This window comes from Pseudomonas sp. LTR0 (assembly GCF_036630035.1).
Lineage (GTDB): Bacteria > Pseudomonadota > Gammaproteobacteria > Pseudomonadales > Pseudomonadaceae > Aquipseudomonas > Aquipseudomonas putida_Y.
On the sequence record NZ_CP123734.1, the window covers coordinates 1,077,890 to 1,098,497 of the forward strand.

The following is a 20,608-nucleotide window of genomic DNA, read 5'->3' on the forward strand; positions in this document are numbered from 1 at the left end:
GGCGTGTACAAGCTCGCCTTCTTCGTCCCCGCCAGCCACGTCGCAGCGGTCAAGGGCGCTGTGTTCGCCGCTGGCGGCGGGCGCATTGGTGATTATGACCACTGCGCCTGGCAAACCTTGGGCCAGGGCCAGTTCCGCCCGTTGGACGGCAGCCAGCCGTTCCTCGGGCAAACCGGCCAGGTCGAGGTGGTGGAGGAGTGGAAGGTGGAGCTGGTGGTGGCTGACGAACTGGTGGCTCAGGTCGTCGCTGCGCTCAAGCAGAGCCACCCGTACGAGACGCCAGCCTATGAAGTCTGGCGCCTCGCCGAGTTCTAGAACCCATCACGGCCATTCGCGGGCTCGCCCGCTCCCACAGGGATATCACAGGTTCTGAGGATTGTGATATCCCTGTGGGAGCGGGCGTGCCCGCGAAAGGGCCCTACAATCCAGCCACAATCTCCTTGCCTGGCTCCGGCCGCTTCAACATTCCACAAGCCAGCAACCCCACCTCGAACAGCACCCACATCGGCACTGCCAGCATCGTCTGCGAAAACACATCCGGCGGTGTCAGAATCATCCCCACCGCAAAGCACCCGACGACCACGTAGGGCCTGCTGCGTCGCAATGCGGCCACATCGGCCAACCCCGCCCAGACCACGATGAACGTCGCCACCGGGATCTCGAACGCCAGCCCGAATGCCAGAAACAGCGCCAGGATAAAGTCCAGGTACTGGCTGATGTCGGTCATCATCGCCACGCCGTCCGGCGTCACGCTGGCAAAGAAACCGAACATCATCGGGAACACCAGGAAGAACGCGAACGCCATGCCGGCATAGAACAGCACGATGCTCGAAACCAGCAGCGGCAGGGCAATGCGCCGTTCACGGCGGTACAACCCCGGCGCCAGAAAGCCCCAGGCCTGATGCAGCAGCAACGGCATGGCCAGGAACAGTGCGCACATCGCGGTCAGCTTGAACGGTGCTAGAAAGGGCGAGGTGACACTGGTGGCGATCATGCTCGCGCCTTCCGGCAAAAAGCGCCGTAGCGGTTCGGATATGAGCGTGTACAGCGTCTGGGCGAAGGGGAACAGGCCGGCAAACACCAATGCCACCAGCGCCAGGCAACGCACCAGGCGTTTGCGCAGGTCGCGCAGGTGTTCGGTCAGCGGCATGCTCGCCGCAGGGTCCATGGCAATACTCATGAAGCTTTTTCCTTGGGCAGCGCGGCCGTGGCCGCATCATTGGCCGGCACCGCGTTCAGGCTGATGCCCTGGCGGATCTCCTGTTCCAGGCGCTGCAAAGGTGCCTTGTCGAGGTTGGGCATTTCGATTTCGCGCTCCACCTGCGTGCGCAAGGCGTGCATGGCCCGGCGCGCCTGGCCCAGGCCGCGCCCGAGGGTACGGGCTGCCACCGGCAGGCGCTCGGGGCCTAGTACCAACAGTGCGACGACGCCGATCAGCAGCAACTCGCTGAAGCCTACCTCGAACATCAGGCCTGGCGGTCCGCTTGAGGTTGCTGAGCAGCCTGGCCGTTCAGCGGGCACTGTTGCTGCACTTGCGCCTGGCCAGCGGCGCTGGCGTCATTGTCGCCGCCCATGGATTTGCGAAAACCCTGGATCGCCTCGCCCACATCGCTACCCAGACCCTTCAGGCGTTTGGTACCAAACAGCAAGAACACGATCAGCAGTACGATCACCAGTTGCCAGATTCCAATGCCACCCATAGCGACCACTCCTGTAAGGTCATGAAAAGGAAGGGCAATCCTGCCTTGCCTAGATGACGTGCGCATGACGAACGGGCATTGCCATCTACCTGAAACACCCCGCGTGTTGACTGGCGTTTTTATTCCGCGAGCGAGGCACACACGGATGGGTGGAAGGCAACAGCAGGGTGCGGCCCTGTTGATGGTGATGGTGGTGCTGGCAATGCTGGCGGCGGGCATGGCCTGGTTGGTGGAGGATGGCCGACGCCAGGTTGACGATGTGCGCCTGCTACACCAGCGGGTGCAGGTGCGGGCCATGGAGCAGGCCGGCCTGGCTTATGCCGGGCAGGCCCTGCGTGACCCCGCCTGGCGGCTCAGCCCGGTGTTCTGGCAAGCCTTGCGCGGGCAGCCGCTGAACTACGATTTTGGCGCTGGCCAGGCGCAGTTGCGGGTACGCGACCAGCACACCTGCTTCAACGTCAATGCGTTGCTGGGTGCCGATGGCGAACGCGCCGAGCGCCAGTTGCGTTACTTGCTGGGCAATGACATGGCGGCCGAACGCCTGGTCGATGCCTTGGCCGACTGGCTCGATGCCGACAGTGATGCCCGCCTGCAGGGCGCCGAGAGCGCCCAGTACCTGCGCCAGCAACCGCCACGGCTGGCGGCTGACCAGCCGATGCTCGACACCAGCGAGCTGAACCTGTTGCTGGAGCCGGACGCCAGCCGCCAGGCGCGTTACCCGATGCTGTGCGCCTTGTCGCAGACTACTGGCTGGCGGCTCAACGCCAATGCGTTGGGGTTGGAGCATCTGCCCCTGCTGGAGGCGCTGTATGAAGGGCGTTACTCGCGTTCGTTGCTCAGCCGCATCATCAGCGGTCGGCCGGCGTCAGGGTACGTGGATGCCGCCGCGCTGCGCCAGGCGCTGGGGGCGGTGGATGATGAAACGTTCGAACGGTTGAGCGAAGGGCTGCTGCTCAATAGCGGGCATTTTCTGTTGCAGCTGTCGTTCGAAGAAGAGGGGCGGGTGATGCGCAGCGAATTCCAGGTGGAGGCGCTGGGGGTGGTGCAGTGGCATGCCCGGGTGCCAGCGCAGCAATTGCGGGTGCGTAGCCGGGAGCCGATAGCCTGGTAACGTTTACGGGCGCCTTCGCGGCCAAGCCCGCCCCTACGCCGGTTTTGAAACCCGTGGGATCCCTGTAGGAGCGGGCTTGCCCGCGAAGAGGCCGGTACAGCCAGCAAAAGGTTGGCTGACCGGCACTGGATCAAACGGTGCCGATCTCCCCGCCATCAATACGCTGGATCACCACCGTCGAAGCCCGCGGCCGTACGGTAGCCCCAGCCGGCGTCGCATCGGTCGCCTTGTCGGTATACGGCCAGTTCCCCGGGTGCTGAATGTTGACGAACAGCGTCTTGTTGTCCGGGGTAAAGGTAATCCCGGTCACCTCGCAACCGTTTGGCCCGACAAAGAAGCGCCGCAGGTCCACCTGGTTCTGTGCGTTCACCGGCACCTGCTTGCCGCTGGCATCCACCAGGTCGGTAGGGATCACCGCCAGCAACTGGTCGTTGGTGTAGTCGGTCAAGGTGCTTTCGCCGTTGTCGGTCTCGAACCACAGCACGCCGCGGCTATCGAAGCTCATGCCGTCGGGGCTGGCGAACTGGTTCAGTTCGGTCAGGCCGGAGCGGTTGATGTCGGCAGTACCGGCAGCGTTGGCGCCGAACACGAAGATGTCCCAGTTAAAGCTCAGCTGATCGTCGCTGTCGTGCCAGCGAATGATGTGGCCGTGGCGGTTCGGGCCGCGCGGGTTCGCTGCATCGACCTTGTCCGGGGTGCGTGCACTGTTGTTGGTCAGGGTCAGGTACACATCGCCGTTCAGCGGGTTGACCGTTGTCCATTCCGGGCGGTCCATCGGCGTTGCGCCCACGGCATCGCCAGCACCGCGGGTGTTGAGGATGATGCCCGGCAAGTCGCCGTACAGCGCGCCCAAGGTGCTGCCGCCCGTGGTGGCGGTGGCCACATCCAGCAGCAGCCATACACCGGTGCCGTCGGCATTGAAGCGGGCCACGTAGAGCTTGCCTTGGTCGAGGTACTTGGCGCCGGTGGCCAAGCGGTCGGCCGGGGTGGCGTCGGCGGGGTCCCACACGGCGGTGGACACCCACTTGTACAGGTACTCGTTGTTCGAGTCGTCACCCATGTACCACACCAGCGGCTTGCCGGCGACGGGCAGGCCGGGGGCGCAGCCCTCGTGGCGGAAGCGGCCCAGCGCGGTGCGTTTGGTGGCCAGGGTGCTGCTGTTGTACGGGTCGATTTCGACAATGTAGCCGTAGGTGCTGGCTTCGTTGCGATAGTCGTCGGTGGCGCTGGCGCCTTTGACGGTAACATCGAAACGGGCGAATTCGTCATCCACTTCGCTGGCGTCACCGGCAGCGCTTTCCCACTTGTACTGGCCGCTGGAGGTGCCCACGCCAATGCGGCGCTGGTCCTCGGGGCGGGTACCCTTGTTGACGAAGATGCCCGGCCAGTTCTCTTCGCAGGTCAGGTAGGTGCCCCACGGGGTATAGCCATTGCCGCAGTTGTTGTTGGTGCCACGGCAGTGGGTGCCAGCAGTGGAGTACTTGGTCTTGACGTGGTCGGTGCCACGCAGCGGGCCGGTGATTTCCATGCGTGAAGCAGTGGTGAAGCGACGGTTCAGCGGGTCGTTGTCGACCACCTGCCAACGGCCGTTGATTTTCTGCAGGCGTACCACGCCAGCACCGTGTGCGTTGATTTCCTTGCGCACTTCTTCAACTGGGCGCTTGCCGTTGACATCGGTAGTGGGGCCGGCCGGGTGCAGGGCGGCGGTATCGATGTACTCGAAATTGATTGCCAGCAGGCCGTCTTCCGAGCTGCCGTTGATGGGGAAGAAGTGCATGCCGTCGTGGTGCATGCCCATGGCGTTGGCCTGGTCGGTCGAGGTGTTGCTGCCGTCGGACTTCCACGGGTTGCCGTTGCTGTTCAGTGGCGTGCCCCAAGGTGCCAGCACATAGGCGCTATAGCCGGCGGCGACCACACAGGCGTCGGTGCGCGAGCCTGGGATGGACTGGAAGCCCAGCGCCAGTTTTGGCACTTCCGGCTCGGTGACTGGCGGTTCGGTGACCGGATCATCGTGATCGGAACCACCACCGTCGAAGCAGCCTGTCAGGCCGGTACCGGCGATCATGGCGATGGCGGCGCCCAGGCTGCCGCGCATCACGCTGCGGCGGCTCAGGTAGGCATCCATGACGTTGGCCATCGGCAGATTGCCGCTTTGGTTCCGGTCCAGGTTGTCGCCGGTATCTCGACTCATCAGGTTGTCCTTATGTTGGCTGAGTTGGAAGAAACCGCGACTGTAAGGCGCAAGTGTGATGATTCCTTGGCAGAAATGTTAACGAGCTTTTAAAACTTTCGGTTCTTGGATGGGGAATCTAAAGATCGAATTGGAATTTCTGTCGGATTTCTGCCATCAAACTGTAATGCCAACGCCGCAACATCCGGGACCCTGAATGGACGTGGATAAGGATGGCGATGCGATGGCGAGCAGTGTGCGCAGGCGCGAAGTGATCGGCTGGATGGGTATCGGTGCCTTGGCACCGCTGCTCGGCGCCTGCACAGCCTTCCCAGGGCAGCAGGGCGGCAACGCCCGGCTCGACTTGCTGTACGTCGCCGATACCCTCGATGCCCGCCAGCCTGGCCAGGCGGTGGTACCGGCTACCCGGCTGGGGCCGGTCAGCCACTTGGGCCGTGCGCCCTGGATGACCGGCAGCAGCGCCAGCATCGCCTACCCGCAACTGGCGCCGCTGCTCGATGCCCGCCAGGCAACGACGGCCCCGCTGGGCGGTTATGCGGTGCTCGCGGCGTTGCTGGAACAACTGCGTGGCGAGGCCGGTGCGGGCAACAGCCTGACCCTGGAAAACGGCCAAGGCTGGAATGGCAGTGGCCTGGCCTACCTGACCCAGGGCGAAAGTGGTGTGCAAGGCAGCCAGCTGTTGGGCATCGAAGCGCGGGTCAGCAGCGACGAGCGTGTGCTGTGGCCGCAACGCTGCATGGGCCTGTATCGCCAGGCCAGCGCCATTACCCTCGGCGCCGGGCTGGCTGACGCACAACGCCAGGCACTGGGCGTGCAAGGCCTGCACATTTTCGAGCGCGGCGGTGCCCGTATTGCAGTGGTTGGCGTGACCGACCCGTACGCACAGGACCAGAAAGCCTCTCTTAAACAGTGGTATCAGTCACTGCTGCCGGTATTCGAGCAAGCCCGGCGCGAGGCTGACCTGGTGGTGGCCATGGCCGATGCAGGCACGGGCCCCGGCTTGTGGCTGGCTGAACGGGTGCCGCAAATCGACGTGCTGTTGTGTGCCCGTGGTCAGGACCTGTGGCCGGCACCGGTCGAGGTCACCCAGGCCAGCGGTCGGCGCGTGCCGGTGCTGTTTGCCGGCTGCCGGGGCAGCGGTGCCTTCCGCCTGCGCTGCCAGCGAGTGGCCGGCCAGTGGCAGTTCGACGGGCGTTTTTTCCCGGCCTTTGAACAGCAACTGGCGCCTGCCGCGCAGCTGCGTGTCGCGCAATTGCAGGCACAACTGCGCCAGCAACGGGCCGGCCACGCGGCCTGGCTCGACCAGCCGCTGGCCCGCGCGCCCCAGGCCTTGTGGCGCCGCGATACCCGTGGCGGCAGTTGGGACTGCCTGCTGCATCAAGCCTTGGCCGACGATAGCAGCATGCCCGTGTTGCTGCCGGGCCTGCGTTACGACTACCCGCTGTCCGCCGGGGCGCCCATTACCCGCGAACACCTGATCAGCCTTACCGGTGGTTACCCGGCGCCAGTGGTCGAGGCACCGGCCAGGCAGGTCGAACAAGTGCTGGAAAACGCCGCTGAACAATTGTTCGGTGACCCGCTGCTGCTGGACAACAGCCAGGACCTGCCGCGCTGGCAGGGCCAGGCCTGGAGCGTCAGCTACAGCCCACAAGGCAAGCGCATCACGGGGTTGGAGCCGGTGCAGGGCCTGTGCCGCACCTTTGGCTTGCAATTCGAAAGCCAGGCCGGCGAGCCACTTTGGCAGCGGGTCGAGGCCTGGCTCGCCCGCCAGCCTGACGGTTGGCAACTGGCGCCGCTGCAACTGCCCGAAGTGCGTTACGTGCAGGGGCACCCAGGCTGGCACCCACGGCAATTGGCCTCGTGATGCTCACCTCGCGTCTGCTCACCGGTGCTGGCCTGACCTTGGCCGGCTGGCTGTCTGCGCAGTGTGTGCTGCAGCTGAGCCGGCAGCCACACCCGGCCACGGCACCTGCGGTGGCCGATAGCCCGCTGCCCGGGCTGATGGTCGGTCACTGGCAGGCGCCGCCCGACAACGGCGCCATCACCATCACCCGTCTGCCGCTGCAGTACCTCGGCGGCCTCAAGGCCCAGCCATTGGCCGCCAGTGTGGTGGTGCTGCGCTACGGCCAGCAAGTGCGCACCCTGGCCCGCGGTCAGCGCCTGGCGCCAGGGATCGTGCTGCAGGACATCGACAGCGATGGCCTGATTTTCAACAACCAGGGGCGGCGTGAGCGCCTGCCCTGGCCGCCACGCCCCGCCGTGACCGGCTTCAAGCGGCAAGGATGAACGATGCCTGTTAGATACTGCATGGCGGCTGCGCTGAGCCTGGCCTTGTCCATGGCCTATGCCCAAGAGCCGGTGTTCGATGACAACGGTACGCCGATGTACGAAGTGAATTTCGTCGATACCGAACTCGGCGAGTTCATCGACAGCGTGTCGCGCATCACCGGCACTACCTTCATCGTCGACCCCCGGGTCAAGGGCAAGGTCACCGTGCGCACTGTCGACCTGCACGACGCCGACGCCATCTACGACATCTTCCTGGCCCAACTGCGCGCCCAGGGGTATGCCACCGTCGACCTGCCCAATGGCAGCGTGAAGATCGTGCCCGACCAGGCCGCGCGCCTGGAGCCGGTGCCAGTGGAGGCGGGCGGGCGGCAGGGTGAGGGTAGCGACAGCGTGGCCACCCGCGTATTCAACGTGCGCAACGCCGCCAGCGAACAGGTACTGGGTATCCTCAAACCGCTGATCGACCCGCGGGTTGGGGTTATTACACCGTACCCGGCGGCGCACCAGTTGGTGGTGACTGACTGGCGCAGCAACCTCGAACGCATCGCCAGCCTGCTGCGCCAGCTTGACCGCCCTCAAGAGGCACCGGGCAATGGCAGCACCCAGGTGATCTACCTGCGCCATGCCAATGCCGGTGAAGTGGTCAAGGTGCTGCGAGGGCTCAGCCAGGAAGGTGCGGTGCCGGCTGAGGGCGCGGGTGAGGCAGAGGGCAAGGACCGGCCGGTGATGCCAGCCTCCGGTGGCCCGGGCATCCGCCTGGAATACGAAGAAGGTACCAATGCCGTGGTCATGGTCGGCCCCGACAGCGAGCTGGCAGCGTACCGGGCCATTGTCGAGCAACTGGACATTCGCCGTGCCCAGGTGGTGGTCGAAGCGATCATCGCCGAGGTGTCCGACAGCAGCGCCCAGGAGCTGGGTGTGCAGTGGCTGTTCGCCGACGAGAAGTTCGGCGCCGGTATCGTCAACTTCGGCAGTAACGGGGTGAATATCGCCAGCATTGCCGGGGCCGCCGCCAGTGGCGACAACGAGGCCCTGGGTGACCTGTTGTCCACCACTACCGGTGCCACGGCGGGCATCGGCCATTTCGGCGGGGGCTTCAACTTCGCCATGCTGATCAACGCGCTGAAGGGCAAGAGCGGCTTCAACCTGCTGTCCACGCCCACCTTGCTGACCCTGGACAACGCCGAAGCATCAATCCTGGTCGGTCAGGAGGTGCCCTTCGTCACCGGCTCCGTGACGCAGAACAACGCCAACCCGTACCAGACCATCGAGCGCAAGGAAGTCGGGGTGAAGCTGCGCATCAAGCCGCAGATCAATATCGATAACAGCGTGCGCCTGGACATCGTCCAGGAGGTGTCGTCGATTGCCGACACCAGCTCGGCCAGCGACGTGATCACCAACAAGCGCGAGATCAAGACCAAGGTCATGGTCGAGGACAACGGCCTGGTGATACTTGGCGGCCTGATCAGTGACGAGTTGAGTACCAGCAACCAGCGTGTGCCGCTGCTTGGCGACATTCCTTATCTTGGCCGGTTGTTCCGCTCCGATGCCACCCGCAATACCAAGCAGAACCTGATGGTGTTCATCCGCCCGCGTATCCTGCGCGACGGCCCGAGCCTTGCGGGCCTCAGTGAAGACAAGTACCGCACCCTGCAGCAGACCACACCGCTGCAATTGCCGGACCTTGCAGAGGGCACGCGGCTGTTGCAGGTATTCCCCGCCAGCCGCGCACGCCTGGAAGGCGGTGACTGGTGATGCTGCCCTATCGCCAGGCACGGCAGAGCGGAGTGGCCATGGCCCCGGCAGAGCAGGGCTGGCAGCTATGGCTGCGGCCCGACGCCGACAATGCCCAGTTGCAGGAGTTGTTGCGTGTGCATGGCCAGCCAAGCCTGCTCGAATATCTGGAACCTGCGCTGTTCGACGAGCGCCTTGGCCAGCTGTACCAGGCCGGCGATGCCGCCACCGAGGCGCTGATCGAAGGCATCGGCGACCAGGTCGACCTGGATAGCCTGATGAGCGAGATGCCGCGCATCGAAGACCTGCTTGAAAGCGACGACGAAGCGCCGGTGATCCGCCTGATCAACGGCCTGTTCGGCCAGGCGCTGCGGCTGCGCGCCTCGGACATCCATATCGAGACCTTCGAGCAGAGCCTGGTGGTGCGTCTGCGGGTCGATGGCCACCTGCGTGAGGTGCTGCGTCCACCGCGTGCGCTGTCGGCCATGCTGGTATCACGGATCAAGGTCATGGCCCGCCTGGACATCGCTGAAAAGCGTCAGCCCCAGGACGGCCGCATCACCTTGCGCGCGGCGGGGCGCGAAGTGGATGTACGAGTCTCGACCTTGCCCGGCATCCACGGCGAGCGGGTGGTGATGCGCGTGCTCGACAAGCAGGCCAGCCTGCTGGCGCTGGATAACCTGGGCATGCCGGCAGCGGTATTGCAGGGCCTGCGCAGTTGCCTGGCGCGGCCCAACGGCATTGTGCTGTCCACCGGGCCGACCGGTTCGGGCAAGACCACGACCCTGTACGCCAGCCTGAACAGCCTCAACGATGGCAGCCGCAACATCCTTACCGTCGAGGACCCGGTGGAGTACGCCATCGCCGGCATTGGCCAAACCGCCATCAACCCGCGTGCCGGGCTGACATTTGCCAGTGGCCTGCGCGCCATCCTGCGTCAGGACCCTGACGTGATCATGCTCGGCGAAATCCGCGATCAGGAGACTGCGCAGATCGCCGTGCAGGCCAGCCTCACCGGCCACCTGGTGCTGTCGACCTTGCACACCAACAGCGCGGTAGGCGCAGTGACCCGCCTGCGCGACATGGGCATCGAGCCCTTCCTGATCGCCTCGTGCCTGCGCGGCGTCCTGGCCCAGCGCCTGGTGCGGCGTTTGTGCAGCTGTGCCGTGGCGCACCCGCTACAGGCCGCCGAGCGCGAGCTGTGGCCCGAGCTGGCGGCACTGGACAGCACTTATCACGCCGTGGGCTGCGAGCAGTGCCAGGGCAGCGGTTATATCGGGCGACTGGGGCTGTACGAGTTTATCGAACTGGACGCTGGGCTCATCGGCTTGTTGTACGACGGCGCCAGTGAGCTGGCCATGCAGGATCATCTGGCTGATCGGCGCCAAAGCCTGGTGGCGATGGCCAGCGATTGCCTTGCTCGCGGCGAGACCAGCCTGGCCGAAGTACTGCGCGTGGTACAGGGCTAAGGCATGCCAACCTATCGCTACCAGGCCGTTGACCTCGCCGGCAAATCGCACAAGGCCAGCTTGCAGGCTGACAGTGAACGCCACGCTCGCCAGCTGTTGCGCGAGCAGGGCCTGTTCGCCCGCCAGTTGCAGCGTCATGAAGCCGGCAGCCGACAACCCCGTCGCCAGCGCCTGAGCCGCGCCCAGCTGTGTGAGCTGACCCGTCAGCTGGCCACCTTGACCGGGGCCGGCATTCCCTTGGTCGATGCCCTTGCCACCCTTGAACGGCAACTGCGTCAGCCCGCCCTGCACAGTGTGCTGGTGGCCTTGCGCGGCTCGCTGGCCGAAGGCCTGGGCCTGGCCCGCAGCCTGGCCCGGCAGGGCGCACCGTTCACTGGCCTGTACTGCGCGCTGGTCGAGGCCGGCGAACGTTCCGGGCACCTGGCCCAGGTGCTGACCCGCTTGGCCGACCACCTGGAGCAGGTGCAACGCCAGCAACACAAGGCCCGTACTGCGTTGATCTACCCCACGGTACTGATGGGGGTGTCGCTGGCCGTGGTCATTGGCCTGATGACCTTCGTCGTGCCCAAGCTCACCGAACAGTTTGCCCACGCCGGGCAGAGTCTGCCGCTGATTACCTCGTTGCTGATCGGCTTGAGCCAGGCGGTGGTGCAGGCCGGACCGTGGTTGCTGGGGCTGGCGTTGATGCTTGCCGTGCTGGCTGGATGGTTGCTGCGCAAACCGCACTGGTGTCTGCGTCGCGACCAACTGCTGCTGCGCCTGCCACGTATTGGCAGCCTGCTGCAGGTGCTGGAAAGCGCACGTCTGGCGCGCAGCCTGGCGATTCTCACTGGCAGTGGCGTGGCCCTGCTCGAAGCCTTGCAAGTGGCCACTGAAACCATCGGTAACCGGCGTATCCGCCTGGCCATGGAGCAGGTGCGCCAACACGTGCAGGGCGGCACAAGCCTGCACCGTGCGCTGGATGCCAGCCAGCAATTCCCGCCGCTGCTGGTGAATATGGTCGGCAGCGGCGAGGCCAGCGGCACCCTGGCGGACATGCTCGAGCGCGTGGCCGACGACCAGGAGCGCGGCTTTGCCCGCCAGGTCGATACCGCCATGGCGCTGTTCGAACCCCTGATGATCCTGGTGATGGGCGCTGTGGTGCTGTTCATCGTGCTGGCGGTGTTGCTGCCGATCATGCAACTCAACCAGGGCCTGCAATTGTGACGACAAGGAGTATTGCCATGCAGCATCGACGTAACCGCCAACGCGGCTTCACCCTCATGGAAATCATGGTGGTGATCTTCATCATCGGCCTGCTGATCGCCGTGGTTGCGCCCAGCGTGCTGGGCAACCAGGACAAGGCCATGAAGCAGAAGGTGATGGCCGACCTGGCCACCCTGGAGCAGGCACTGGACATGTACCGTCTGGACAACCTGCGCTTCCCCAGTAACGAACAGGGCCTGGCCGCGCTGGTGAAAAAGCCGGCTCAGGAGCCGCTGCCTCGGTCTTGGCGCAATGATGGCTACGTGCGTCGCCTGCCGGAAGACCCGTGGGGCACCCCTTACCAGTACCGCATGCCCGGCGAACACGGCCGGGTCGATGTGTACTCGTTGGGCGCCGATGGCATGCCGGGTGGCGAAGGCCAGGATGCCGACCTGGGCAACTGGGCGCTGTAACCGGTGCGCGGTCAGCGTGGCTTCAGCCTGATCGAGCTGCTGGTGGTACTGGCCATCGCCGGGCTGATGACCGGGCTGGCGGTAGTCGGGCTCGGCAGTGGCCAGGCCCGTGTCGACCAGGCCTTGCAACGATTGGCGGCCGAGACTCGCGGCCAGGCCGCGCTGGCCCGGCATGCCGGGCAACTGCGCGGGCTGCGCTGGAATGGCCAGCGCCCGGAGTTCGTGCGCCGCGAGGCCAATGCCTGGGTGGTCGAAGCGGTGCCGCTCGGCGACTGGCCCAAGGGCCTGCACCCGGACTGGCCGGCCAGCCCGCAACCGCGCGTGCTGTTCACGCCGCATGGCTGGGCGCAGTCGGGTAGCGTGCGCTGGCGCTGGGCCGATGGCAGTCAGCAATGGGCCTGGAGCCGCACCGATGGCATGTGGGTAGTGCCATGAAGCAAACACAGCGTGGTTTCACTCTGCTGGAGGTGACCGTAGCCCTGGCGATCGCTGCCGTGCTGGCGGTGATCACCAGCCAGGTACTCCGCCAGCGGCTGGCTGTGCAGGACAACCTGCAACAGCACCGCCTTGGCTTGTTGTGCGCGCGTGAGCTGCAAGCACGCTTTGTCGTCGAGCAGTACTGGCCTGCCGAAAACCAGGTAGCCGGCGAGCTTGGGCAAGGTGGCCAACTGTGTCACTGGCAACTGCAACTGCGCCGCACCGGCGTGCGCGACCTGCGCCGTGGCGAGCTACAGCTGTTCGCCGACCGCGAGCAGCGCCTGCCACTGGGCCAGTACACCGTGTTTCTGGAGCGCCCATGAAACGCCACCAGGCAGGCCTGACCCTGATCGAACTGATGGTCGCTCTGGCCCTGACTGCCGTGCTTGGCATCATGCTGGCTGCCTTGGTCAACGGCTGGCTGAAGGTGCGCGAGCGCCTGCAGCACACCAATCAGCAAACCTCGGTGCTGGACTTTTGCCTGGCGCTGGAGCGGCGCTTCGACAGCCCGGTGCTGCGCCGTGTCTACGACCAGCGTCTGCCGTTGGCCAGTCGTTGGCTGGACTGGCAGCCCGCCAGCAACCAGTTGCTGTGGGTTGCCAGCACCGGCCTGCCGGCAGCCGAAGGTGGCTCGCGCCTGCAACGCCAGCGCCTGCGCTTCGAGGCCCGTGAGCAGCGCCTGCTGCTGGAAAGCTCGGCGGATTTGTACGCCGCCGTCGCCCCACGCTGGGTACAGCGCGAACGACTCGACCAGGTCAGCGCCATGAACGTTCTGTACTACCAGGGCGGCCGCTGGCTGGCCTGGCCTTCTGACCAACCGGTGCACCCAGGCCGTGGCGTGCGTCTGGAACTGCTGCGTGATGGAGCCCCCTATGTCTGCACCTTCGCCCTTCCATGGGGGCGCTCATGAAATTTGAATGGCGGCGGCGTACGCCGGCCCAGGCGTGGCTATTGCTGCGCCCGGGTGCTGTCTGGCACTGGGCGCTGGTCCAGGAGGGTATTTTGCAAAGCCAGGGGCAGGGTGAGCCACCGGCCAACCCGCAGGCCCATGTTGCGCTGGTTCTGCCTGCCGAAGCCTGCAGCCATTTTCGCGTGCCGGCCCCGCCCGGGCTCAAGCGCGAAGAATGGCCTTTGTTGCTTGAGGATCGCTTGCTGCAGGCCCCGCATGAGGTGGCTTGTGCCTGCCTGGCCCGTGAACCCGGGCACCTTCGCCTGCTGGTAGTGGCGCGTCAGCAACTGGATGACTGGCGTGGCCAATGTGCCGCCTGGGGCTTGCAGGTGGTGCGCTGCTGGGCGGAGCTGCAGTTGCTGCCGCTGCCCGAGCCAGGATGCGCCTGGCAATGGCAGCGTATGCCCGGCATGTCCTGTTACAAAGGGCTGGCCGAAGACGGACAGGAACACTGGCTGGCCTGGTCTGATGCCTTGGGTGGGGTGCCGCAGCCACCGTGGGCAGGGCTGCACAAGACGTCGCTGAGCGGCAACTGGCCCACCGTATTTGCGCCGCTCGACACATTACCCGGTCTGTTCGAACGCACCCGCAAAGTCCGCTCGTTGCCGGTGGCGTCCCGCCAGCAGCAGCGGCTGCTGGCGGCTTGCCTGGTGCTGGCCACCGTTTGGGGTGGTTTGTGGTTGAGCCAGCAATGGCGCCAGGCGCAACTCTGGCGCAGCCAGGTCATTGCCGTGACCGGCGAGCAGGCCAGCCCTCGGCACGCGGCGCAGGCCCTCAAGCGCCTGCGCGAGAGCGTACTGCAGCAGCAACTGCGTACACGTCAGCTAGACGACCTGCAGGCTCGCTTGCAGGCCTGGCTGCGTGCCAACCCTGATTGGCGCCTGCAAGCGGTGCGCTTCGATGGTCAGCGTTGGCACCTGCGCCTGGAGGGCGAGGGCAATGCGCCGCCATGGCGTGATATGGCGGCTGCCGCTGGCGCCACAGTGCAGGTTCAAGAAGGCCGGGTGATCTTCGACTTGGGAGCCGCCTCATGAACCGGGACTGGTTACAGCGTCATCGCTTCAAGTTCGCCTGGGGACTGATCGCTCTGCTGCTGGCCGTCCTGGCCCTGCGTGAAGGCGTTGCGCAATGGCGCGAGCTTGGCCAGTGGCGCGCGCTGGCCGAACAGGCGGCCAGCCTGCAAGGCGGGCCCGGTGTGAACCTGGAGCGGCTACGTCAGTCGGCCCAGGCCCGTGGGATCGAACTGACCGAAGTCGATACACAAGACAAGGCCTGGCAGCTGCGCGGGCAAGTGGCCGATGAGCGCATGCTGCAAGGCTGGCTGCAGAGCCTGCGTGCAGAAGGCGCACTGCCGTTGCAATGGGGGCTGGAGCAGCAGGGCAAGGCTTTGCGATTCGACCTGGTGGTGCAGCCATGAGCCGCAGAGCAGCAATGGCCTGTGTGCTATTGGTATTCGTGCTCACGCTGTTTATCGAGCTTCCGGCCAAGTGGTTGGTGCGTGCGTCCGGCCTGCCGATACGTGATGTCAGTGGAAGCCTTTGGCAAGGGCAGGCACAACAATGGGGGCCGGTCGGGCCTTTGCGCTGGACGCTGCAGCCCTGGCGCTTGCAGGCGAATGCGCAGGTGGGGTTCCAGGGCCAGGCCTGGCAGTTGCTTGCAGACGGCTGGCCTTGGCGTTGGCGGCTGGAGGTATCAGCCAAGGGGACTTTGGCGACGGTATCGACGGATTACCGCCTGGCCGGCCAGTGGCAGGGTGTGTTGAAGATGCAAGGGGCAGGGCGCCAATGCCAAGCCAGTGAAGGCCGCGTGATCGTAACCGACCTTGCGCTGAGCGACCCTTGGTCACTAGGCCTTGGGCACGGCTGGCTGGAAATGGACTGCCGCAGTGGCTGGCACCTGCGCGGGCAGTTAGCGCAGCAAGGGCAACATCAACTGGGCGTGGATGCCGACCTGCCAGGGCGCCGGGCGCAGGTGGTGTTCCAGCTGCAGCCTGAAGCGCCGTTGACGCCATTGTTGCGTGGGGCCCAATGGCTCGGGCCGCAGGCCCTGGCGGGGCAGCGAGACCTTCGTTGGTAAGCAACAACGTGGCGTGGCGCCCTGTAGATACGCTGTGGGCGGTCGAGCTTTTCTGAGGTGGTCGGGGCTGAACCGCTTGGTCTTATCAAATGGTTCAAACCGAGACGCAGGCGGCGCTTTGCGTGGCGCCGGCTGCGCCGGTGTTCGCGGGTGAACCCGCTCCTACAACGGCCTGTGCCAACAACCGATTTGTGTCCAACCGCCGATTTGCGTCCATCCCCGATCAGTGTAGGAGCGGGCTTGCCCGCGAAGACGGCAGATCAGGCAATCACGATCACTCGTCGTCGGCGGTCCCGTTGGCCCGCCAGTAGGCTGCAGCCTTTAGCGCGTCTTCCTTTACCCCTTTCTCCAGCAACAACGCCTTGGCCTGGCGAGTCAGGGCTTTCTCCAGCGCCACCCAGGCATACAGCTGGCCTTGCGGCAAGCTCAGGTTTCGCACCAGTGCCAACAAGTCTTCCTCTTGGCGACGTACCCAGATCACTTCCACCTGGGCCTTGCTTGGCAGCGGCTGGCGCTCCTGCTCGTCTTCTATCTGGATCACTGCCAGCACCTGGCGGCCGGCTGGCAACTCCTCCAGCCGACGGCCAATTGCCGGGATGGCAGTCTCATCGCCGATCAGCAGGTAGTTGTCGAAAATATCCGGTACCACCAGCGAGGCCCTTGGTCCGGCGATGTCCAGGGTTTGCCCGGGCGTGGCCTGTGCGGCCCAGGTAGAGGCAGGGCCGTCGCCGTGCAGCACGAAGTCGATGTCCAGCTCATTTGCCACCAGGTCGATGCGCCGTGGCGTGTACTCGCGCATGGTAGGCCGCGCGCCACCGTCCTTACCCAGATTACGGGCCTCGATGGCCTGTTGTTGCTCCGGCGTTTCGGCGAACAGCAGCTTGATATGGTCGTCGCTGCCCATGCTGGTAAAGCCTTGCAGCTCGGCACCCCCCAAGGTGATGCGGCGCATGCGCGGGGTCAGCTCGGTGACCCGAAGTACCTGCAGACGGCGCTGGCGGATCTCATGGTTTACGCGGTGAACGGTGTCACTCATTGGGCGTCTCCCTGAAAGGTTCGGTTGGCCCGGAGGCAATGGCCTTGGCGGCATGGTTGAGCAGGTCACGGACCCGTTCGATTTCTTCCGCGGTCCAGCGGCCGCTGTGCATGTGCAGTGCATGGCGCAGGTTGCCGACTGCTTCATGAATCTCTGGTGGGCGGTCGTGGCCGCGCAGGGCGCGTTTGCTGACCTCGATGCGCATGCGCACGCCATCCAGGGCTACCGCCTGATCCGCCAAGGCGCTGCGGCCGGCATCGGTGATGGCATACAGGCGTTTGCTGCCCTGCACCTGGCCGCTGATCAGCTCGGCTTCTTCAAGAAAGTTCAGCGTGGGGTAGATCACCCCGGGGCTTGGGCTGTAGCTGCCTTCGAACAGGTTTTCGATCTGGCGGATCAGGTCGTAACCGTGGCCGGGTTGCTCGGCCAGCATGTCCAGCATCAGCAGCTTGAGGTCACCAGGGGCGAAGACCCGCGGGCCGCGTTCGCCACGGCCGGGGCGCCGCTCGAAGGGGTCATGAGGGTGATGTTCGCGCATAAGAATAGGGCTCTGTCGTTTGCGATATATCGTAAGATATTACTCAAGATATATCTAATGACAAGCCTTTAAATGCTGATGATTATCATCTACTCAGTCGATGTGTTACCTGTCGGCGGCGGTGTGTGCAGGGCAACCTGTGGCGGTTTGCACTCATTCGGGTTGCCTGGCTGCAGGTATGGCATGAGGATCGGTGCCATGCCCTTGAGCACCTGCACCGGCAGCGCCGAGGTAAATTTGAACGCTTCTGCCGTGCGACCCGGCACGAAGGCGGTCAGCGTGCCGAAGTGGTTGTCGCCGAGGAAGAACACGAAGGTGGCGGTGCGGTTCAGCGAGCGCGAACCGATCAGCCGGCCGCCGGCGCCGAAGCTTTCGATTCGGTTGTCACCGGTACCGGTCTTGCCGCCCATCACCAGTGGCGTGCCGTCCTGTAGCTTGAAGCTGCCGGAAATACGCCGCGCGGTACCTGCGTCGACCACTTGCGACATGGCGCCTTTGAGCGCACGTGCCACTTCGACCGGCAGAATTCGCACGCCCCGGTCCGGGTCTGTGATCAACTTGGTCTCGTAGGGTGTATTGGCTGCAAAGTGCAGGGTATCGATGCGCAGGGTTGGTAGGCGAATGCCGTCGTTCTGGATGATCCCGACCAGTTCCGAGAGGGCAGCGGGGCGATCGCCGGAGCTGCCGATGGCGGTGGCCAATGAGGGCACCAGGTGGTCGAATGGATAGCCCACGCGTTTCCAGCGCTGGTGGATATCGAGGAAGGCTTCGATTTCGACCATGGTGCGGATACGGCTGTCTCGGGCGCTCTGGTGGCGGCTCTTGAACAGCCAGCCATATACCTCCTGGCGCTCGAAACGGCTGGCATTGACCATCTCGGTCAGTGTCGAGCTTGGGTGCTTCAGCAGGTAGCCAAGCAGCCAAAGGTCCAGCGGGTGAACCTTGGCGATGTAACCTTGGTCGGGCAGGTCGTACTTGCCTGGGCCGTAAGCAGCGTACATCTCTGACAGACGGCCATCGGTCAGTTTGCCCAACACTTTCTTGTTACCGTTGAGGTGGGCACGCACGAATGCGTTGAACGTTTCCTGGCCTGCCTCGGGGAACAGGTAGCGGTGTACTGCCGCTAACCGCTGTGGGGTCACGCGCATGCTGTCGAGGAACGTGTCCAGGCGTTGTTGCGAGGTTTTACGCTGGTACTTCTTCCAGAAGCGCATCAGGTACTTGGTGCCCTCCTTGTCGGCGAAGCGCGCAAGGTACTCCTGACGGCGCGGGTCGGTGTCGTCCTTGAGCAGCGCCACGCGGTTGTACGGCTGCTGGTAAGTCACGTAGCGCACAAGGTCGCGCATCAGGCGGATGAACGGCAGGTTGATCGATTCGCGCAGTGCGTCTTTGAGTGTCGGGTTGCGGTTGTTGTCTTCCTTGCGGAAGTTGTTGAACACATGCATCCCGCCGCCAGTGAAGAACGCTTCGCCGGTGTTGGCCGAGTACTTGCGTTCCAGCGCGGCGTCGAGCATGGCGTCCAGGCTCTGGTTTTTGCTGTTCTGTGCCAGCCATTCCAGCGACCATTGCGTGATGCGGTCGAGTTCGGCCACTTCGACCTTCTTCAGATCGGCGGCAGGTTTGCCCGCGTACTTGTCGTGCAGCTCGGCGATAATTTCCAGATAGGTGGTCAGTACCCGCAGCTTGGCGGTTGAGCCCAGTTCCAGCTTGCTGCCTTCATTGATGTCGAAGGGCTGGTTGGTGCTGTCGGTCTGCACCCGTACCCGCGAGCCATCGGCGGTGCGCTCGAACAAGGTGAAGCTGTAGCTCACCTGGTCGGTGGTCTTGGCAGTGAGTAGCCGCTCGCCGATCAGGCCGATCTGTGCGGCAAACTCTGGGTCGGCAAGGTTTTTCAGGTACTGGCTGACCTGCAGTTGCAGGTCGGCCTGCAAGGTACTGGTGGCTGACAGGTCAAGGCGGTCAAGGTCGTACAGCGGGCGGTTGAGCATGGCCGACAGGCGGTTGCGTGCCAGGCTGATGCCCTTGTTGGTGATGATCGGTACGATGGTTGGCTGCGCTACCCAGTCGCGGTACACCGCCTTGCTGGCCAGCGCGGCATCGGCCAGCGGCTGATTGATGACCTTGTTGGCGGCAAGCACGCGAATGTGCGAGTCGGTGAGTTCGGCCAACTCGACCCGGCCCTTGGACAAGTAATACGAGGGGCGGCGCTGGGCAATCATCAGCGACAGTACCTGGCGCAGGGCCAGGCCGCGCGCGGCCATGCTCTCGGGGTCGGTGGCGGTGGCGTTCAGGGCCTGGTTGACCTGGTCGAAGTCGGCGCCGTACCACACCCGCAGGCCCTCGGCCATGCCATGTACCTCACCATGCCCAGGCACGGCCGACAGCGGTACGCTGTTGAGGTAGTCGCGCACGATGCGCTGGCGTGCCTCTGTGGTGTCGGGGCCGCCCTGGTAGGCACGTACGCTGGCAGAAATCATCTGCCGGATCTTCTCCGCGCCCGACACCGTCAGGCCATCGGGTGAGTGGCGATATTTCTCCAGCTGTGTGGCCAGGGTGCTGCCGCCGGCAGACTGGCCGGGCAGGGCCAGGTACTTGGCGACCTGGCTGTAGGCGGCCTTGGCAAAGCGTGGCCAGTCCACGGCCGGGTTGTTACGTGGTTCGTTGGTATCCAACAGGTCGCGGTTCTCGATGAACAGCAAGCTGTTGACCATCACGGGAGGAATCGCCGCAAAGTCCGGGTACAGGTGCTGGGGGTAGTTGTACTGGTACAGCGTGTCGCCGCGGCAGTCGGTGATCGACAGGCCGGCCTGGATCTTCTCGATATAGGGAGCGAACAGCCCATGTTCGACGTAGTTCATCAGTGCGGGAGAGAACTTCACCTGTTCGCTGATGAGGTAGTCGCGCTTGAGCAGGCGTGGCAGGAATTCACCCAGGGCGCTATAGCCCAGGCGTTTGTCGAACGGCCCATCGCCGGGGTAGATGATGGCGTCGCTGGGACCAGGTTGCAGCGAGTAGGTCAGTGTACCGGCCAGTTTGCTGAACTCGCGCGATTGTAGTTCGGAGGTGCGGAACTCGTCGTACGCAGCAACGGCGATAGCTACCAGTGCCACCAGCAGGGTGAGGAGGATCAGCCACCACCATAGCCGACGCTGACGGGGGGATTCAGGTTGTGGCGTCTCGGCCGGAGGTATCTCGGGTGCTTCCGTTCTGCTGGGTTCCGATTGCCACAGTGCGCCCATAGTCTTCTATCCGGCCAGGTGTTTTCGTCTTGCTTGTCTGAAGCTTAGACGTTGAGTGGATAGGGTGAAAAATTTGTAAGAAGAAGGGAAAAGTGGCGTAGGGCTATGCGGCTTTGGTGTGGGTTTCCTCAACGGACGATG

At 64.6% G+C, this 20,608-nt stretch carries 21 protein-coding genes; 14 read left to right on the forward strand and 7 right to left on the reverse strand.

Going from position 1 to position 20,608, the window contains the following annotated elements; translation table 11 throughout:
* Positions 1-3 precede the first annotated feature (3 nt).
* Entirely contained in the window at positions 4-315 is a 312-nt protein-coding gene (locus QCL51_RS05010; protein ID WP_084850131.1) for an NGG1p interacting factor NIF3, read from the forward strand.
* Positions 316-418: 103 nt separating this feature from the next.
* On the opposite strand, the gene tatC is transcribed toward QCL51_RS05010, so the two are convergent.
* Genes tatC through tatA form a run of 3 tightly spaced genes read right to left on the reverse strand, consistent with a single transcriptional unit; the run spans position 419 to position 1,700 of the window.
* Complete coding sequence (tatC, locus tag QCL51_RS05015; RefSeq protein ID WP_084850132.1) at positions 419-1,180, reverse strand: twin-arginine translocase subunit TatC; 762 nt, start codon at positions 1,178-1,180, stop codon at positions 419-421.
* Positions 1,177-1,467 carry a Sec-independent protein translocase protein TatB gene (tatB, locus tag QCL51_RS05020; protein ID WP_021781930.1) on the reverse strand — a complete coding sequence of 97 codons (291 nt, stop codon included), beginning with the start codon at positions 1,465-1,467 and terminating at the stop codon, positions 1,177-1,179. The genes tatC and tatB overlap by 4 nt, the downstream gene beginning before the upstream one ends.
* Positions 1,467-1,700: a twin-arginine translocase TatA/TatE family subunit gene (gene tatA / locus QCL51_RS05025; RefSeq protein ID WP_103443550.1), complete on the reverse strand. Its 234-nt coding sequence runs from the start codon at positions 1,698-1,700 to the stop codon at positions 1,467-1,469. Before tatA ends, tatB begins: the two co-directional genes overlap by 1 nt.
* Before the next feature lie 145 nt (positions 1,701-1,845).
* Here tatA and gspK point away from each other — a divergent pair, with 145 nt between their 5' ends.
* Entirely contained in the window at positions 1,846-2,811 is a 966-nt protein-coding gene (gene gspK / locus QCL51_RS05030) for a type II secretion system minor pseudopilin GspK (protein WP_338444620.1), read from the forward strand.
* A 130-nt stretch (positions 2,812-2,941) separates the two neighbouring features.
* Here gspK and QCL51_RS05035 read toward each other — a convergent pair whose 3' ends face one another.
* On the reverse strand, positions 2,942-5,002 hold the full coding sequence (locus QCL51_RS05035; RefSeq protein ID WP_103443552.1) for a PhoX family phosphatase: 2,061 nt from the start codon (positions 5,000-5,002) through the stop codon (positions 2,942-2,944).
* A 223-nt stretch (positions 5,003-5,225) separates the two neighbouring features.
* On the opposite strand from QCL51_RS05035, the gene QCL51_RS05040 reads away from it, so the two are divergent.
* The 12 genes from QCL51_RS05040 to gspN are packed head-to-tail and all read left to right on the forward strand — an operon-like array spanning position 5,226 to position 15,654.
* Positions 5,226-6,866: a hypothetical protein gene (locus tag QCL51_RS05040; RefSeq protein ID WP_021781934.1), complete on the forward strand. Its 1,641-nt coding sequence runs from the start codon at positions 5,226-5,228 to the stop codon at positions 6,864-6,866.
* Positions 6,863-7,288: a pilus assembly protein PilZ gene (locus QCL51_RS05045; protein ID WP_028697974.1), complete on the forward strand. Its 426-nt coding sequence runs from the start codon at positions 6,863-6,865 to the stop codon at positions 7,286-7,288. Before QCL51_RS05040 ends, QCL51_RS05045 begins: the two co-directional genes overlap by 4 nt.
* A 21-nt stretch (positions 7,289-7,309) precedes the next feature.
* Complete coding sequence (gene gspD / locus QCL51_RS05050; protein ID WP_103443553.1) at positions 7,310-9,046, forward strand: type II secretion system secretin GspD; 1,737 nt, start codon at positions 7,310-7,312, stop codon at positions 9,044-9,046.
* Positions 9,046-10,494: an ATPase, T2SS/T4P/T4SS family gene (locus QCL51_RS05055; protein ID WP_274118659.1), complete on the forward strand. Its 1,449-nt coding sequence runs from the start codon at positions 9,046-9,048 to the stop codon at positions 10,492-10,494. Before gspD ends, QCL51_RS05055 begins: the two co-directional genes overlap by 1 nt.
* A 3-nt stretch (positions 10,495-10,497) precedes the next feature.
* A complete protein-coding gene (gene gspF / locus QCL51_RS05060; protein WP_103443555.1) occupies positions 10,498-11,700 on the forward strand; it encodes a type II secretion system inner membrane protein GspF in 1,203 nt (400 codons plus the stop codon).
* A gap of 17 nt (positions 11,701-11,717) precedes the next feature.
* On the forward strand, positions 11,718-12,152 hold the full coding sequence (gene gspG, locus QCL51_RS05065) for a type II secretion system major pseudopilin GspG (RefSeq protein WP_338444621.1): 435 nt from the start codon (positions 11,718-11,720) through the stop codon (positions 12,150-12,152).
* Between the two features lie 3 nt (positions 12,153-12,155).
* Positions 12,156-12,587 carry a type II secretion system minor pseudopilin GspH gene (gene gspH / locus QCL51_RS05070; RefSeq protein WP_021781940.1) on the forward strand — a complete coding sequence of 144 codons (432 nt, stop codon included), beginning with the start codon at positions 12,156-12,158 and terminating at the stop codon, positions 12,585-12,587.
* Entirely contained in the window at positions 12,584-12,952 is a 369-nt protein-coding gene (locus QCL51_RS05075) for a type II secretion system protein GspI (protein WP_103443557.1), read from the forward strand. Before gspH ends, QCL51_RS05075 begins: the two co-directional genes overlap by 4 nt.
* The gene (locus QCL51_RS05080) at positions 12,949-13,539 is read left to right on the forward strand and encodes a prepilin-type N-terminal cleavage/methylation domain-containing protein (protein WP_021781942.1); all 591 of its coding nucleotides are present in this window, start codon (positions 12,949-12,951) and stop codon (positions 13,537-13,539) included. The genes QCL51_RS05075 and QCL51_RS05080 overlap by 4 nt, the downstream gene beginning before the upstream one ends.
* On the forward strand, positions 13,536-14,612 hold the full coding sequence (locus tag QCL51_RS05085; protein ID WP_338444622.1) for a type II secretion system protein GspL: 1,077 nt from the start codon (positions 13,536-13,538) through the stop codon (positions 14,610-14,612). Before QCL51_RS05080 ends, QCL51_RS05085 begins: the two co-directional genes overlap by 4 nt.
* Positions 14,609-14,995: a type II secretion system protein GspM gene (gene gspM / locus QCL51_RS05090; RefSeq protein ID WP_103443559.1), complete on the forward strand. Its 387-nt coding sequence runs from the start codon at positions 14,609-14,611 to the stop codon at positions 14,993-14,995. Before QCL51_RS05085 ends, gspM begins: the two co-directional genes overlap by 4 nt.
* Positions 14,992-15,654 carry a type II secretion system protein N gene (gspN, locus tag QCL51_RS05095; protein WP_103443560.1) on the forward strand — a complete coding sequence of 221 codons (663 nt, stop codon included), beginning with the start codon at positions 14,992-14,994 and terminating at the stop codon, positions 15,652-15,654. The genes gspM and gspN overlap by 4 nt, the downstream gene beginning before the upstream one ends.
* A gap of 274 nt (positions 15,655-15,928) precedes the next feature.
* Here the strand turns inward: gspN and QCL51_RS05100 are convergent, their stop codons facing one another.
* The 3 genes from QCL51_RS05100 to QCL51_RS05110 form a co-directional block, all read right to left on the reverse strand.
* Positions 15,929-16,690, reverse strand: a complete 762-nt coding sequence (locus tag QCL51_RS05100; RefSeq protein WP_021781946.1) for a siderophore-interacting protein — start codon at positions 16,688-16,690, stop codon at positions 15,929-15,931.
* Entirely contained in the window at positions 16,683-17,228 is a 546-nt protein-coding gene (locus tag QCL51_RS05105; RefSeq protein ID WP_021781947.1) for a PadR family transcriptional regulator, read from the reverse strand. The genes QCL51_RS05100 and QCL51_RS05105 overlap by 8 nt, the downstream gene beginning before the upstream one ends.
* Positions 17,229-17,317: 89 nt before the next feature.
* The gene (locus tag QCL51_RS05110; RefSeq protein ID WP_021781948.1) at positions 17,318-20,467 is read right to left on the reverse strand and encodes a transglycosylase domain-containing protein; all 3,150 of its coding nucleotides are present in this window, start codon (positions 20,465-20,467) and stop codon (positions 17,318-17,320) included.
* Positions 20,468-20,608: the final 141 nt, after the last annotated feature.

Bases quoted from the DNA above. Each gene is read 5' to 3' on its own strand.
- tatC (WP_084850132.1), bottom strand. From the start codon at position 1,180: ATGAGTATTGCCATGGACCCTGCGGCGAGCATGCCGCTGACCGAACAC.
- tatB (WP_021781930.1), bottom strand. From the start codon at position 1,467: ATGTTCGAGGTAGGCTTCAGCGAGTTGCTGCTGATCGGCGTCGTCGCA.
- tatA (WP_103443550.1), bottom strand. From the start codon at position 1,700: ATGGGTGGCATTGGAATCTGGCAACTGGTGATCGTACTGCTGATCGTG.
- gspK (WP_338444620.1), top strand. From the start codon at position 1,846: ATGGGTGGAAGGCAACAGCAGGGTGCGGCCCTGTTGATGGTGATGGTG.
- QCL51_RS05035 (WP_103443552.1), bottom strand. From the start codon at position 5,002: ATGAGTCGAGATACCGGCGACAACCTGGACCGGAACCAAAGCGGCAAT.
- QCL51_RS05040 (WP_021781934.1), top strand. From the start codon at position 5,226: ATGGCGAGCAGTGTGCGCAGGCGCGAAGTGATCGGCTGGATGGGTATC.
- gspD (WP_103443553.1), top strand. From the start codon at position 7,310: ATGGCGGCTGCGCTGAGCCTGGCCTTGTCCATGGCCTATGCCCAAGAG.
- QCL51_RS05055 (WP_274118659.1), top strand. From the start codon at position 9,046: ATGCTGCCCTATCGCCAGGCACGGCAGAGCGGAGTGGCCATGGCCCCG.
- gspF (WP_103443555.1), top strand. From the start codon at position 10,498: ATGCCAACCTATCGCTACCAGGCCGTTGACCTCGCCGGCAAATCGCAC.
- gspG (WP_338444621.1), top strand. From the start codon at position 11,718: ATGCAGCATCGACGTAACCGCCAACGCGGCTTCACCCTCATGGAAATC.
- QCL51_RS05075 (WP_103443557.1), top strand. From the start codon at position 12,584: ATGAAGCAAACACAGCGTGGTTTCACTCTGCTGGAGGTGACCGTAGCC.
- QCL51_RS05080 (WP_021781942.1), top strand. From the start codon at position 12,949: ATGAAACGCCACCAGGCAGGCCTGACCCTGATCGAACTGATGGTCGCT.
- QCL51_RS05085 (WP_338444622.1), top strand. From the start codon at position 13,536: ATGAAATTTGAATGGCGGCGGCGTACGCCGGCCCAGGCGTGGCTATTG.
- gspM (WP_103443559.1), top strand. From the start codon at position 14,609: ATGAACCGGGACTGGTTACAGCGTCATCGCTTCAAGTTCGCCTGGGGA.
- gspN (WP_103443560.1), top strand. From the start codon at position 14,992: ATGAGCCGCAGAGCAGCAATGGCCTGTGTGCTATTGGTATTCGTGCTC.
- QCL51_RS05100 (WP_021781946.1), bottom strand. From the start codon at position 16,690: ATGAGTGACACCGTTCACCGCGTAAACCATGAGATCCGCCAGCGCCGT.
- QCL51_RS05105 (WP_021781947.1), bottom strand. From the start codon at position 17,228: ATGCGCGAACATCACCCTCATGACCCCTTCGAGCGGCGCCCCGGCCGT.
- QCL51_RS05110 (WP_021781948.1), bottom strand. From the start codon at position 20,467: ATGGGCGCACTGTGGCAATCGGAACCCAGCAGAACGGAAGCACCCGAG.